The organism is Curtobacterium sp. MCBA15_009, assembly GCF_001864895.1.
Taxonomy (GTDB): Bacteria; Actinomycetota; Actinomycetes; order Actinomycetales; family Microbacteriaceae; genus Curtobacterium.
The window spans coordinates 179137-192635 of record NZ_MJGO01000002.1 but is presented as its reverse complement, the minus strand read 5'-3'; the positions used below and the strand labels follow the sequence as shown (position 1 = coordinate 192635).

At 73.0% G+C, this 13499-nt stretch carries 10 protein-coding genes; 2 read left to right on the top strand and 8 right to left on the bottom strand.

Features of this window, described 5'->3' with window-relative positions; all coding sequences use genetic code 11:
* Window positions 1-26 precede the first annotated feature (26 nt).
* From BIU97_RS01445 to BIU97_RS01430, 4 genes are all read right to left on the bottom strand, one after another.
* The gene (locus tag BIU97_RS01445; RefSeq protein WP_071256877.1) at window positions 27-698 is read right to left on the bottom strand and encodes a response regulator; all 672 of its coding nucleotides are present in this window, start codon (window positions 696-698) and stop codon (window positions 27-29) included.
* Window positions 695-2038: a sensor histidine kinase gene (locus BIU97_RS01440; protein WP_083420768.1), complete on the bottom strand. Its 1344-nt coding sequence runs from the start codon at window positions 2036-2038 to the stop codon at window positions 695-697. Before BIU97_RS01440 ends, BIU97_RS01445 begins: the two co-directional genes overlap by 4 nt.
* Window positions 2025-3002, bottom strand: coding sequence for a CPBP family intramembrane glutamic endopeptidase (locus BIU97_RS01435; protein ID WP_071296868.1), 978 nt, complete (start codon window positions 3000-3002; stop codon window positions 2025-2027). The genes BIU97_RS01440 and BIU97_RS01435 overlap by 14 nt, the downstream gene beginning before the upstream one ends.
* A 95-nt stretch (window positions 3003-3097) precedes the next feature.
* Window positions 3098-3589: an SRPBCC family protein gene (locus BIU97_RS01430; RefSeq protein WP_071296867.1), complete on the bottom strand. Its 492-nt coding sequence runs from the start codon at window positions 3587-3589 to the stop codon at window positions 3098-3100.
* Between the two features lie 147 nt (window positions 3590-3736).
* Between BIU97_RS01430 and BIU97_RS01425 the strand changes: the two genes are divergently transcribed.
* Entirely contained in the window at window positions 3737-6334 is a 2598-nt protein-coding gene (locus tag BIU97_RS01425; protein ID WP_217640085.1) for a LamG-like jellyroll fold domain-containing protein, read from the top strand.
* Between the two features lie 119 nt (window positions 6335-6453).
* Complete coding sequence (locus BIU97_RS01420; RefSeq protein WP_071296865.1) at window positions 6454-7431, top strand: hypothetical protein; 978 nt, start codon at window positions 6454-6456, stop codon at window positions 7429-7431.
* A gap of 40 nt (window positions 7432-7471) precedes the next feature.
* Here BIU97_RS01420 and BIU97_RS01415 read toward each other — a convergent pair whose 3' ends face one another.
* From BIU97_RS01415 to BIU97_RS01405, 4 genes are all read right to left on the bottom strand, one after another.
* The gene (locus BIU97_RS01415; RefSeq protein ID WP_175472392.1) at window positions 7472-8035 is read right to left on the bottom strand and encodes an arsenate reductase/protein-tyrosine-phosphatase family protein; all 564 of its coding nucleotides are present in this window, start codon (window positions 8033-8035) and stop codon (window positions 7472-7474) included.
* 1 nt (window position 8036) lies between these two features.
* Window positions 8037-9335, bottom strand: a complete 1299-nt coding sequence (locus BIU97_RS01410) for an adenylosuccinate synthase (protein ID WP_071256888.1) — start codon at window positions 9333-9335, stop codon at window positions 8037-8039.
* Window positions 9336-9509: 174 nt separating this feature from the next.
* Window positions 9510-9674 (bottom strand): hypothetical protein, encoded by a 165-nt coding sequence (locus BIU97_RS17865; RefSeq protein WP_175472391.1) that lies wholly within the window; start codon window positions 9672-9674, stop codon window positions 9510-9512.
* Between the two features lie 128 nt (window positions 9675-9802).
* On the bottom strand, window positions 9803-13300 hold the full coding sequence (locus tag BIU97_RS01405) for a S8 family serine peptidase (RefSeq protein ID WP_071296863.1): 3498 nt from the start codon (window positions 13298-13300) through the stop codon (window positions 9803-9805).
* Window positions 13301-13499 lie beyond the last annotated feature (199 nt).

Here is a 13499-nt window from a genome sequence, read left to right as displayed (position 1 = left end):
CCGACCGATCGATCGATCGATCGACCCTACGGCTGGTCCGGCACCGTCACGATCCGGTTCTGGTACGCCCACACCACGGCCTGCAGCCGCGACCGCACCCCGAGCTTCGGCAGCATCCGCGCCAGGTGCGATTTCACGGTCGACACCTCGAGCACGAGCGCGGCCGCGATCTCCTCGTTCGACATCCCCTGCGCGAGCAGCAGGAGCACCTCGCGCTCCCGGGCGGTGAGCACCCCGTCGGCCCGGTCGCCGGAGACCGGCTGCAGGCTCCGCCGCGACACGAACTCCCGCAGCACCCGCCGGGTCAGGGCCTGGTCGAGGGTGCCGTTGCCGGCGGCGACCTGCCGCACGGCGTCGACGATGGTGTCCGGCTCGGCGTCCTTGAGCAGGAACCCGGAGGCGCCCGCCTCGAGCGCCCCGAACACGTAGTCGTCCAGGTCGAACGTCGTCAGCATGAGCGCCGGGATCGCCGGGTCGGCGTCCGGCGCGCAGAAGATCCGGGCGAGCTCGATGCCGTTCATCACCGGCATCCGGATGTCCAGGCAGGCGACGTCGGGGCGGGTGGCGCGCGCGAGCGCGAGCGCCTCGCCACCGTCGGCGGCCACACCGACGACCTCGATGTCCGGCTCCGCACCGAGGAGTGCGGACACCCCGGCACGGACCAGGGGCTGGTCGTCCGCGACCAGCACGCGGATCACGCGACCACCCCGGTGCCGTCGGCGGTCTGCGCGGGTGCGGCAGGTGCCTCCCGGCCGAGCGCCAGCTCCACCAGCCACCCACCGGTCGCGGTCGGGCCGGTCTGGAGGCGCGCCCCGACCAGGTCCGCCCGCTCGCGCATCCCCCGCAGGCCGTTGCCGCCCGAGGGAGAGGTCCCGGCTGCCGGGACGGTGGCCGGTGCGTTCTCCACCCGGATCACCACCCGGGTCGCGTCGCGGTCGTCGATGGTGACGGTGCACGGGGCGGACGGGGCGTGCAGGGCGGCGTTGGCCAGCGCCTCCTGGACGGTGCGGTAGGCGGCGAGCTGCGCGAGCGGGCCGACGCCGTCGGCCAGCGGACGGTCACCCGGCAGGACGTCGAGCCGGACGTCGCTGCGGAACCGGGCACGCTCGACCAGGTCGACGATGCCGGCGACCGTCTCGACGGCCCGCTCGGCGGGGGCGTCGTCGCGGAGCAGGCCGACCAGGCGGCGCAGGTCCTCGAGCACGGCGGTGCTCTGCTCGCGGACCTGGCGGGCGCCCTCGTGGGCACGCTCCGGGTCCGCGTCGATCTGGCGGTCGATGACGGCGGCCATCAGGGCGATGCCGGACAGGTGGTGCGCGGCGATGTCGTGGAGCTCCCGGGCCATCGCGGCCCGCTCGCGGGACACCGCGGCGTCGACCAGGGCGTCCTGCTCACGGTTCACTGCGCTGGCCTCGGCGGTGCGGGCGACGCGGACCTCGCGGCGGGACAGCACCACGAGGGTGACCAGCAGCGGCAGGCCGACGGCTCCGACGGCCTGCAGCACGCCCTGACCGAGCGCGCCGGTCAGGCCGTCGGCCGAGCCGGACGCGTTGGTAGCGAGCGCTCCCTCGCCGACGACGACGAGGACGGCCGCGGTGACGAGGGCCGGCCAGAGCCGGACGAGCGGGACCCGGGCGGCGGTCAGGACGACCGCGACGGCGATCGGCAGCGCGGTCAGGTCGAACAGGTCCGCCGAGGCCGGCGCGAGCCCGGCGACGACCACGGGGATCGCCGCGACGACGACGAGCGTGCTGCGCGCTGCCCGACGGACGGCGAGCAACGCCGCCGACTGGGCGAGCAGGCCGAGGGCCAGGACGGCCCAGGGGACGGTGAACGGTGCGGCGGCCCGCAGGGCGAGGCCGGCCGTGTCGGGCTCGGCGGCGTCGAGCGGCGGCAGTCCGAGCAGCAGGCCGAGGGCCACCACGGCCGTGCCGAGTGCGACGAACGGGTCGACGCGGCGAGCGCGGCGTGCGTCGGACGTCGGCTGCGCGGCCGGCGTGGCCGGGGCGCGCAGCGCGTCGTGCTCAGCGGGTGCCATCGTTGGATCCTACGAGGCGGGCGTGGTGGTCCGGGACCGGTGCGTCGAGGGGCAGGGCGCGTCGGGCCGGGTCGTAGCCGAGTCGACCCCGGGTGGCGACGAGGAGCACCACGGCCGCGGTGGTCGACATGATCGTCAGGCCGATCATCAGCGTGCCGGCGGTCATGCTCGGGTACATCTCCGGGAACAGCATCGAGATCGTGTTGTTCACGCCGACGTGCAGCAGCAGGGCCAGGGGCAGGCTCTCGCGGGTCTTGTTGAAGACCTGGATCATCACGACGTTGAAGGTGATGGTGAACAGGGCGAACACGACCGGCTCGCTCCAGTGGGCGTTCGGCCACCCGCCCCAGTCGCTGAGGTACAGCGGCATGTGCCAGAGGGCCCAGATCGGCCCGAGGATCGCGGCCGCGCCGAGGCCGCCGAAGCGGTGCTGCAGCCGGGGCAGGGCGAAGTCGCGCCACCCGGGCTCCTCGCTCAGACCGGTCGAGAACAGCTGGATGACGAGGCCGGGCACGAGCGAGGCGATCGCCAGGACCGAGGGGGCCCGCACGTCGCCACCGGCGAAGGGCAGCGCGGACACGACGATCAGGGCCGGCACGACGACGAGCGCCAGCGCGTACCAGTACCAGGCGACCCGCCAGCGGAAGAGCCGGCCCACCCAGCGCCGCAGACCAGCGCGGCCGTCGGCGACCGCCGTGACGATGAAGGCGCTGCCCAACGGGCCGAGGAGCGCCCCGGGCAGGACGCCGGTGAACTGCCCGCTGCCGAGGACCTCGGGGAAGTGGATGTCCCACACACCCATGCCGTGCGGCGACAGGATGTACGGCACCCAGGCGAGCCAGCTCAGGCCGAGCGCCATGGTGAAGAAGGACGCGAGCGGGTGCCGGGCGATGACGCCGCGGACACCCCCTCGGTCGCGGGCTGCGGTGCCGGCCGTGGGCCGGACTTCGGTGGTGTTCGTCATGCAGACGACGCTAGGAAACGCGCCGCCGCGGGACGACCGGCTTCGGGACGCACCTGCCGGAGTTCCATCGAAGGATGCAAGTGCTCCCGGGCCGCTCAGTCGGTGCGTTGGGCGGCCAGGTGGGCGAGGACGACGGGGTCCTCGCAGCCGCGAGCGAAGCCCCGGATCCGCCGGTCGATGTCCCGTTGCAGCACGAACGCACCGATCCGCTCGGCGAGGGGCGCCAACCACCTCGGCCGGCAGGTGAAGTTGTAGCGCCAGACCGCCAGCGTGGAGCCGGGCTGCCCGTCGACGGGGGTGAAGCGCCACCCGCCGCCCATCCGCTCGAAGAACCACGAGCCCTTCGTCATCTTCATCCCGACGTTCGACGGCGGGTGGTAGGACACGTACTCGCTCTCCATCCGGAGCCCGAAGCGCTGCACCGTGGAGGTCCGGACGCCCTTCGCCGGCACCGTCGCGCCGTCCATCAGGTGCTGCCGCCGGATGAACGGGTCCCACCGCTTCCGGATCGCGCCCTGCGTCTGCGAGACGGCGAAGGCGACGTGCGCGTCGACCGGCACGACACAGCGGGACTCGACGACGGGCATGCGGCCATGCTGCCACGTGAGCCGGCGAGCGGACGGGAGGCCCGGTGCGGCTCCGCCTGCGCATCCCGCGTCCGTCGTCGCCCGCCGCTCACGCTGTGGTCACGTACAGGCAACCGGCGCGACAGACGACGCCGCGACCATCGTCGGGTGACCGCTCACCGATCCCGCCGCAGGTCCGCCGCGCTGGGGGCCACCGCCCTCGCCGTGGCCGCTGCCGTCGGCCTGCCGACCCTGTCCTCCTCCCCGACCGCCGCCGCGGCCGCCGCGCCGGACGCCGACCTCGCGTCGCGCTTCACGCTCGCCGTGCTGCCGGACACGCAGTTCTACTCGCGCTACTCGGCATCGCAGTTCGTGCCGCGGTACGGCGACGACCCGTTCCACGTGCAGACGCAGTGGCTCGCCGAGCACGCCGACGACCTGCACATCCCCTTCGTCACCCACGTCGGCGACGTCGTCGACCAGGTCGGGCAGCCCGGCGAGTGGCAGGCGGCCGACCGCGCGATGTCCGTGCTCGACGACGCCGGGCTGCCGTACAGCGTGACGACGGGCAACCACGACGTCCGGAACTCGGCGGACACCGTGTTCGACACCTCGTACGACCTCGCCGCCGAGCCCTACCTGCAGACGTTCCCGGCGAGCCGGGCCACCGGCCAGCCGACCGTCGAGTCCGGCACCGACCGCACCGGTCTGAGCCAGTTCCACGTCTTCGAGGCCGAGGGCCAGCGGTTCCTGTCGCTCGCCCTGCCGTGGCGCGCGTCCGACGAGACCCTCGCCTGGGCGGACCAGGTCATCGCCGCGCACCCGACGCTGCCGACGATCCTCACCTCGCACGAGGTGATCAACATCGCCACCGACGGCCTGACCCCGGTCGACACGGCCTACGGCGAGCGCCTGTGGAAGCAGCTCATCGCCCCGAACGACCAGGTGTTCCTGACGCTGAACGGGCACTTCCACGGCAGCACGTGGAAGAACCGCACGAACGACGCCGGCCACGCCGTGACCCAGGTGCTCATCGACCACCAGATGGACTACGAGGGCGGCGACGGCTACCTCGGGCTGCTCGAGTTCGACCTGACGAACGGCACGCTCGCGATGCAGACCGCGTCGCCGTGGGTGACGTGGAAGCCGACCGAGACGCTCACCTCGTACGACCAGCCGCTGCTCGACGGCGACCACCAGCGCTACACCGTGCCGGTCGACTTCCGCACCCGGTTCGCGGGCTTCGCGCCGGACTTCCGCGCCGGCTCCGCGGACGAGCCGCCGCTGAACGACCGCGCGCGGGCGATGCTGCTCGACGGCTTCGAGGGCGCGCCGCCCACCACGACCGAGCTGCCCGGCGGCCGCGCCGACCACACCGACGTCGACGGCACCCTGGCCTGGTGGCGCCCCGGTGAGCAGGCGGCCGGTGTGCTCGCTCCCGGTGCGACCGTCGACGACGTCGTCGGGGACGCCGACCTCACCCGCCTGACGCACGCCGAGTCCGGCTCGCCGACCGCGCAGGACGGCGACGTCACGATCGTCGACGATGCCCACCCGCTGTCCTCCGACGGTGCCGGCCTGTGCTTCGCGAACGCCGACAAGGCGGCGAAGCGGTTCAGCGCGCTCACCTCGCCCGGGGACACCGCCGTCGACCGGGCCACGTTCCCGGACGGCTACACGATCGAGACGTTCCTCGAGGTCGACCCGTCCTGGACCGACGGCGCGAACTCGTGGTCGAAGGCGATCGTCCGCAGCGGCAACCGCTCGCAGATCGGCGTGCCGCAGACCCGCTGGGACTGGACGGCGTCGCCGGCGGCGCTCGGCATCTCGAACCTCAAGGAGTTCCAGTGGACCGAGGTGACCGCCGACGCGTCGAAGGGTGACCGCACGGCGTGGTCGGGCGAGATCATCCCCGGTCGCTGGCTGCACGTCGCCCTGGTGAACGACGTCGACGCCCGCACCACCACGATGTACGTCGACGGCGCCCCGGTGCTCCGCAACGCGACCGACACCGGCGGCCAGACCGTGCAGGACGGCATGCCGTGGCTGTTCGGCAGCGACTGGGTCGACGACGCCGCGACGAACGGCTGGAACGGCTGCATCGGCGAGACCCGCGTGGTCGACCACCCGATCGGTGCCGACTCGTGGCTGACCGCCCGCGCCGACCTCGACGCCCTGACCGTCGACGAGCCGGGCACCGACGCCGTGCCGACCGCCGTGACCGGTTCCGGCCACCCCGGCGCCACCGTGACCCTGTCCGGCGCGGTCCGCGGCACCACCGAGGTCGCCGCGGACGGCCGGTGGACGGTCGCCCTGACCGGCACCGCGGCCCGTGCCCGCGCGCTCGAGACCGCGGCGGCGCAGGCCGTGCAGTCGATCGGGACCCGGAGCGGTGCAGCCGTCGACTTCGCGGTCGCGGTGCCCGCGGCGGAGGAACCGGGCGACCCCGGCGACCCCGGCACCCAGGACCCCGGCACCCAGGACCCCGGCACCCAGGACCCGGGCGCCGGTGACCCCGGCACCCAGGATCCCGGTGCCGACGACGAGGGTGCGGGCGCCCAGCCGGGCGCCGGCACGCCGACGCCGAGCGCCGAGGGCCCCGGCGCAGACGGTCCGCAGGACGGTTCCGGGGAGCTCGCCTTCACCGGCGCGGACGGCCTCGGCCTGGCCGGGGTGGCGGCGCTCCTGCTGCTGACCCTCGGCACCGCGGTGCTCGTGCGCCGACGCCTCGGCGCCCTGCCCCGCCTGCCGCGCACGGACCGGTAGTCCGACCGCTCGACCCGACGGCGGGCACGGTGCGACGAGCACCGTGCCCGCCGTCCGACGTTCGCGGGCGCGCCGCCGGGCAGCGGCGTTCCGGCGACCCGACGTGGTGGGGTGGGGTCATGACCAGCGACCTCGTGCCGTGGGTGGTCGCCGGGGGGCTCGCCGTCGTGGTGGTCGTCCTGGTGCTCGTCCTGAGGCGACTCCGATCCGCCGCCCGCTCCGACCTCGACGCCGCCGAGCGTGCCCGCGCCGACGAGCTCGCGCGGCTCGACGCCGAGCACCGCGAGCAGGTCGAGGCCCGCGACGCGGAGCACCGGCGCTCCCTCGACCAGGCCGACGCCGCACGACGCGACGCCCTGACCGCCGCCGAGCAGAGCCGCGACCTCGCGCGCAGCGGCATGCGGTGGGAGGAAGCGTCCGCGCAGGTCATCCGCCAGGCCGCGATCGCTGCCGGGCTGAACGGCGTGCTCATGACGAACGTCGTGTTCGTCCCCGCCGACGAGACCGAGCGCGGCTCGTGGCGGCGGTTCGTCGCACAGGCGGACCACGTGCTCGTCTCCGACGCCGGGCGCGGACTGGTCATCGAGAGCAAGCGCTGGGGCGGCATCGTCTTCGACGGCCGTCGACCGAGCGAGGTGCACCCGGCGTTCCGGAACCTGCTCGACGAGTCGTCGCTCGTGCCACCGTTCGCCGTGCAGGTGCAGAGCCGGACCGTGCTCAACCACGAGCAGGAGGCCGAGAACTGGTGGCAGGTGCGCGTGCAGGCGAAGAACGCCGCTCCCGCGCAGCAGGTCCGCGTGCAGGCACGCCGCCTGGCGGGCTTCGTCGACGCGGCGACCGGCACACGCCGGACTTGGTTCGACACCTGCGTGTTCTACTCGTCGCCGACGGCGATGGCCTACGTGCAGGCGGAGGACCGGAGCGGCGGCGCCTCGACGGCCGTCGTGACGAACCAGCACGAACTGCAGTCGGCGCTCGCGGCGTGGGCGGCGAAGGACGCGGTGCCGAACCGGGCCCGTGCCGACGCCGTCGTCCGGGCGCTCGCGGGCCAGGGCGCACACACGATCACGATCGGGTCGTACCGGCTGCCGGAGTGACCCGGCGGCCGTCCACGAGCGCGGCAGTCGTCGAGCGCGGTCAGGCCGCGGCGACGGCGCGCAGGGCGTCCGCGATGCGGCTGACCGCGGCGTCGAGCTCGTCCGCCACCCGGGCGTGCGTGGCCTCGGACCGGCGGTAGGGGTCGTCCACGTCGTCGTCCGCGGGGTCGGCCGGCGGCAGCACGGTCCCCCGCAGCCGCGCGACCCGCTCGACGAGTGCCTCGGCGGTGTGCACGTCGGCCAGGTCACCGGGCTCGAGCCCGTCGAGCACGCGCGCGAACTGCTTCACCGTGAAGGTGCGGCGGGCGGCACGCGGCACGAGCGACACCACGGCCTGCCGGTGCGACCGCTCGGCGGTGAGCACGAGGTCGGTGTCGTCGACGATCGCCGCGGTCAGGTACCGCGACCCGTGCCCGGACGGGTCGCCGCCGAGTCGGGCCGACTGCGCGGCGGCGGCGGCGTCCATGGCGGCGCCGTCGTCGGCGATGGTGCCGGCCGACCCGACCCGGAACGCCGGGGCGTCCGGGCCGAGCCGTGCCGTCAGGACCTGCTCGCCGAGCGGCGACCGGCAGATGTTGCCGCTGCAGACGAACAGGACCCGCACGTCAGGCCTGGTCCGCGCCGAGCAGGTCGTGGCGGACGACGATGGCGTCACGGCCGGGGCCGACACCGATGGCGGAGATCCGCGCACCCGACATCGACTCGACGGCGAGCACGTAGTCCTGCGCGTTCTTCGGCAGGTCGTCGAACGACCGGGCGCCGGTGATGTCCTCGGTCCAGCCCGGGAAGTCCTGGTAGACGGGCTTCGCGTGGTGGAAGTCGGACTGGTTCACCGGGACCTCGTCGACGCGGACGCCGTCGACCTCGTACGCGACGCACACCGGGATCGTCTCGAGCCCGGTCAGGACGTCGAGCTTCGTGAGCACGAAGTCGGTCACGCCGTTCACCCGGGCCGTGTACCGGGCGATCGGGGCGTCGTACCAGCCGCAGCGACGGGGGCGCCCGGTGGTGGTGCCGAACTCGAAGCCGTTGGCGCGCAGGAACTCGCCGGACTCGTCGAAGAGCTCGGTCGGGAACGGGCCGGCGCCGACACGGGTCGTGTACGCCTTGACGATGCCGATGATCCGCTCGAGCTTGCCCGGGCCGATGCCCGAGCCGGTCGCCGCGCCGCCGGCCGTCGCCGACGACGAGGTGACGAACGGGTACGTGCCGTGGTCGACGTCGAGCATGGTCGCCTGACCGGCCTCGAACAGGACGGTCTCGCCGCGCTCGAGCGCCCGGTGGATCTCGAGCCCGGTGTCGGCGACCATCGGCCGCAGGCGGTCCGCGAACGACAGCAGCGACTCGACGACCTCTTCCGGGTCGATCGCGCGGCGGTTGAAGACCTTGAGCAGCAGGTGGTTCTTCTGGTCGAGGGCCGCCTCGACCTTCTGCCGCAGGATGTTCTCGTCGAAGATGTCCTGGATGCGGACGCCGACGCGGTTGATCTTGTCCGCGTAGCTCGGGCCGATGCCGCGACCGGTGGTGCCGATCTGGCGCTTGCCGAGGAAGCGCTCGGTCACCTTGTCGATGGTGCGGTGGTAGTGCGTGATGACGTGCGCGTTCGCGGACACGAGGAGCTTCGAGGTGTCGACGCCGCGGGCCTTGAGCGCGTCGAGCTCCTGGAACAGGACCTCGAGGTCGACGACGACGCCGTTGCCGATGATCGGCGTGACACCGGGGGTCAGGATGCCGGAGGGCAGCAGGTGCAGGGCGTACTTCTCGCCACCGACGACGACCGTGTGCCCGGCGTTGTTGCCGCCGTTGAACTTCACGACGTAGTCGATGCGGCTGCCGAGCAGGTCGGTGGCCTTCCCCTTGCCCTCGTCGCCCCACTGGGCGCCGATGATGACTGCTGCGGGCATCTGGTTCTCCTCACGTTGGCGGAGGACCTCACGCGACCGACGGGCCGGTGGTCCACCCGAGTCTATCGGCTGGTCACCTCCGCGTCACCCGCGTGACGGTGACGACGGACGGACGGGAGGCCCGGTGCCAGCTGGCACCGGGCCTCCCGTCCGGTCGGTCCGTGCGTTCCGCGATCAGACGCGGAAGAAGTCCTGGTACGACGGATCACCGACGGGCTGCGCGTGCCCGGGCTCGGCGAGGCGCTGCTCGATCATGGCCTGGATGACGTCCGGCGGGGTGAGCCCACGACGCCGCCACTCGACCGGGTTGGACCGGAGTTGCTTCAACGTGCTCTGCATGGTGACCACCCTGACAGCGCTTCGCTAGTTTGTCTAACTACCTGTCCCCTTCCCGCACCGTCCGGGAACAGACCGGTGCCGGGCCCCTGGACGGGACCCGGCACCGGTGCTGGTGGGACTGCGTGCGACTAGCGGCGAGCGACCTTCGCGGTCGAACCCGACGTCGCCGTACCGTCCTTGTACCCCGAGGCGTGGGCCGTCACCTTGACCGAGAACCGGTGTCCGGCGGCCGAGGACGTCAGCGTGTACTTCGAGCCCGTGGCGGTCGTGATCGCCTTCCCGTCACGGAGCCACTGGTACTTGTACGTCGCCTTCGCGGCCCAGGTGCCGGGCTTCGCCGTGAGCGTCGCACCGACCTTGGCGGTGCCGCTGATCGTCACGGCGCTGCCCTTCTGCAGGGCGAGCGTCGGCGGGGTCACCTGGATGGTCGAGACGTCGGCCTGCGAACCCGCGGCGTTGCCGAGGTGCAGGGCGAGCACCTTGGCGCTCGTCACGCCGGAGGCACGGGTCACCGTGAGGTTGCCCGCGTCGGCGAACAGCACGCCGGACGTGCCGCCCTGGCTGAACGTCAGCGCCGGCTTCGACACGTCGAACGTGACGGTCTTCGTCTCGTCCACGACCGACGAGGCGTCCGTGGCGATCGCGGGGGCGTACGCCGACTCGGTCAGGACCGAGTAGGAGAACTTGCCCGTCGCGCCGATGGCGGCACCGGTGACGGTGAGCACCTTCACGGAGCTGTCGAAGGTGTTGACGTCCTGGCCGGGCGCACCGCCGTTCAGCGGCTGCGCGTCGACCGTCTCACCCGTCGCCAGGTCGACCGTCGTCGCGAGGGTCGCGTCGACCGCAGCCGACTTCACGTCGTAGACCACGTAGTCGGGCTCGCCGTCGCGATCGGTGTCGATGAGGACCTCGACGTTGGTCACGGCGCCCGGGTTGGCGTCGGGACCAGCGGTCTGGACGCCGAAGGCGACCGTGTCCGAGGCCTTGTCGTAGCTCGCACCGTAGGACAGCACGTCCGCCGCCCGCAGCGACTGCGCCGCCGAGCCCTCCGGGAACGTCTCGGCCGGGTCGGTGCCGCCGAGCACGAACGGCGCGACGGTCGAGTGGTAGCCGTTCGTCAGGCCGCCCTGGTCGAACGAGCGGCCCTTCAGCGTCAGGTTCGCGGACTTGCCGGGGCCGGTGAAGGGCACCGTCGTCCGGGCACGCACCGCGCTGACCGGCTTCGGCGCCACGTAGGTGCCGATCCGCATCGGGTCGACCGCCGAGTCGGTCGGCGTGAACGCCACCACGCCCGAGGCCGCGGCGACGAACTCGCGCTGGTACTTCTGCTGCACCGGCTCCTGGGTGGGGTCGATGACACGGCGCAGCGCCGTCGGGTCGGCCACCGTGAAGGTGAGCTCGACCGTCTTCGTCACGCCGGACGGCACGGTGATCCGGTTCGTGCTCAGCGCGAAGGCCACGCCGGGCTGGTCCACCTGCGGCTCGTACGTCACGTCGTACGTGTGCGGCGAGCCGTCGGTGTTCTGGATCTCGAGGGTGCGGGTCTCGCTCGTCTTCCCGGCGACCTCGACGACACCGAAGGACGCGGTGACCAGCTGGCCGTTCTCCGCGCTCCGGACGGTGGTGCCGGTGGTCACGGCCTGCAGGGCGTCGACGCGGCCGGTGCCCTGGCGGAGCAGGGTCGCCGCACGCGAGCCGTCCTTGACGTCGTGCGTCGCGGTGTTCATCAGCGCGGCCTTGACCTGCTGGGCACTCCACCGCGGGTGCGACTGGAAGGTGAGCGCCGCGATGCCCGCGACGTCCGGGGTGGCCATCGAGGTGCCGCTCATCGACATGCGACCGTCACCGGTGCCGTTGGCGGCGGAGATGACGTTGACACCGGGACCGGCGATGTCCGGCTTCACGATGTCGTCGAACGACCCGTGCACACCGCGGCTGGTGAACGACGCGAGCGTGTTCACGGACTCCGGGTCGGTGGCGAGCGCGTAGCCCTTCAGCTCGTCCGCGAAGCGCACGTGCAGGGTCCCCGCCGTGGCGCTGGCGCGCAGGGCCGTCGCGGCGTCGAGGGTGAGCTCGGCGCCCGGGATCGTCGCGTTGCCCGCGATGCCGGAGTCGAAGGTGTTGATCGTGCCCGCCAGCAGGACGCCGACACCGCCGGCAGCCTGGACGTTGTTGAAGCGCACGCCCGAGCCGCACTCGAGCGCCGCGTCGGTCCACTTGAGCCAGACGACCTTGCCCGCGATCTTCGCGGCGTCGTCGGCGCTGAACGCCGCGCAGCCGTCGACGTTCGCGGTCGGGACCACGACGTCGCCCTCGACCGGCAGGGTGCCGGTGAAGTTCTGCGAGTACTGCGCACGGTAGGTGCCGGCGACGTCCGACGGCCCGGTGGCCTCGACGGCGTCGAACAGCGACTGGCCGGTCGCGCTGGCCGCGACGGTGAGCGCACCGGCGGCGTTGCCCGGCGAGCCACCGATGTCGGTGAAGTCGTCGGCGTTGCCCGAGGCGATCACGGGCAGGACCCCGCGGGCCGTCAACGCGTCGATCTTGGCGTTGTCGGGGTCGTCCGGCGCGCCGTAGTCGGAGCCGAGCGACAGGTTGAGGACGTTGATGTCCTTGCCCTCGGTCAGCGCACGGCCGACCCAGTCGAGCGCCGCACCGGTGACGTCGGTGGAGCCACCGTTGTCACCGAAGACCTTGAGGGCGTAGAGGCCGGACTCGGGCGCGGTGCCCGGGCCGATCCACATGTCCTGGACCTGCTGCGCGGTGAGCTTCGTGTAGTCGCCGTCGAAGGTCTGCTTGTCGGCGGTCAGGCCGTAGCCCGCGATCGTGCCCGCGACGTGGGTGCCGTGGTCGCCGCCCTTGCCGTCGATGGGGTTCTCGTCCGGAGCGGGCACCGGGTCGTAGGACGCCGGGTCCGACGGGTCGGCGTTGTACGTCGCACCGGCGAAGTCGTAGCCGCCGAGGAACTTCGAGCCGTCGTACAGGCTCGGGTCCGGGGCGCCACCGCTCGCGTTCGCCAGCGCCGTGGCGTACGCCTCGGTGGTGCCGGGGCCGCCGAAGTCGGCCTGCGTGTAGTCGAGGCCGGTGTCGAGCACGGCGACGTTGATGCCCTTGCCGGTGTGGCCGGTCTGCTGCCAGGCGTCGAGCGAGCGCGTGTAGATGTCGCTCGCCGCGTTCTTCGGCGCGGCGCCGTCCACGCCGGGCTTGACGAGGCTCGGGTCGACGCCCGACGGGGCGACGCCGGCGTCCGGCAGGACCGTCGGCTCGACGACCTTCTTCGGCGTGAGCGGGATGACGCTCTCGACGTCGGGACGCTTCGCGATCGCCGACAGCGCCGAGACGTCGGCGACGACCGCGACACCGGGGACGGTGTACTCGGTCGCGTAGAGCTCCTTCGAGCCCTTGTCCGCCTTCTTGACGGCGGCGCTGACGGCCTCGGTCGTCGACCGGATCGCCTCGACGCGCTGCTTCGCCTGCGTCGAGGGGGACTTCGACCGGCTGAGGTCGCCGCCCTTCGCCTGGGCGTCCACCTCGAGCGCGCCCTTGCCGGTCGTGCGGATGAAGGCCGAGACGGTCTTCGAGGGCTTCGCATCGCGCAGGGGTGCCGCGAGCTTGAGGTCGGCCACCGAGGTCCCGGCGGGAGCCGCCGAAGCCGCACCCCCGACTGCGAGGCCACCGCACGCGAGGGCCGCGACGGCGAGGCCGGCGGTCAGGACGCGTGTGAAGCGGTGTGGGGAGGGATTCGGGTTCGGGTTCGGTGTTGCACGGTTCAAAGAGGGCACTCCTGGCTCAGTCCGTGGTTCGCATCAGATTCCTGTGAAGCTA

Excerpts from the sequence above, each read along its gene's own strand:
- BIU97_RS01435 (WP_071296868.1), bottom strand. The coding sequence starts at position 3,002 with ATGACGAACACCACCGAAGTCCGGCCCACGGCCGGCACCGCAGCCCGC.
- BIU97_RS17865 (WP_175472391.1), bottom strand. The coding sequence starts at position 9,674 with ATGCAGAGCACGTTGAAGCAACTCCGGTCCAACCCGGTCGAGTGGCGG.
- BIU97_RS01410 (WP_071256888.1), bottom strand. The coding sequence starts at position 9,335 with ATGCCCGCAGCAGTCATCATCGGCGCCCAGTGGGGCGACGAGGGCAAG.
- BIU97_RS01430 (WP_071296867.1), bottom strand. The coding sequence starts at position 3,589 with ATGCCCGTCGTCGAGTCCCGCTGTGTCGTGCCGGTCGACGCGCACGTC.
- BIU97_RS01420 (WP_071296865.1), top strand. The coding sequence starts at position 6,454 with ATGACCAGCGACCTCGTGCCGTGGGTGGTCGCCGGGGGGCTCGCCGTC.
- BIU97_RS01440 (WP_083420768.1), bottom strand. The coding sequence starts at position 2,038 with ATGGCACCCGCTGAGCACGACGCGCTGCGCGCCCCGGCCACGCCGGCC.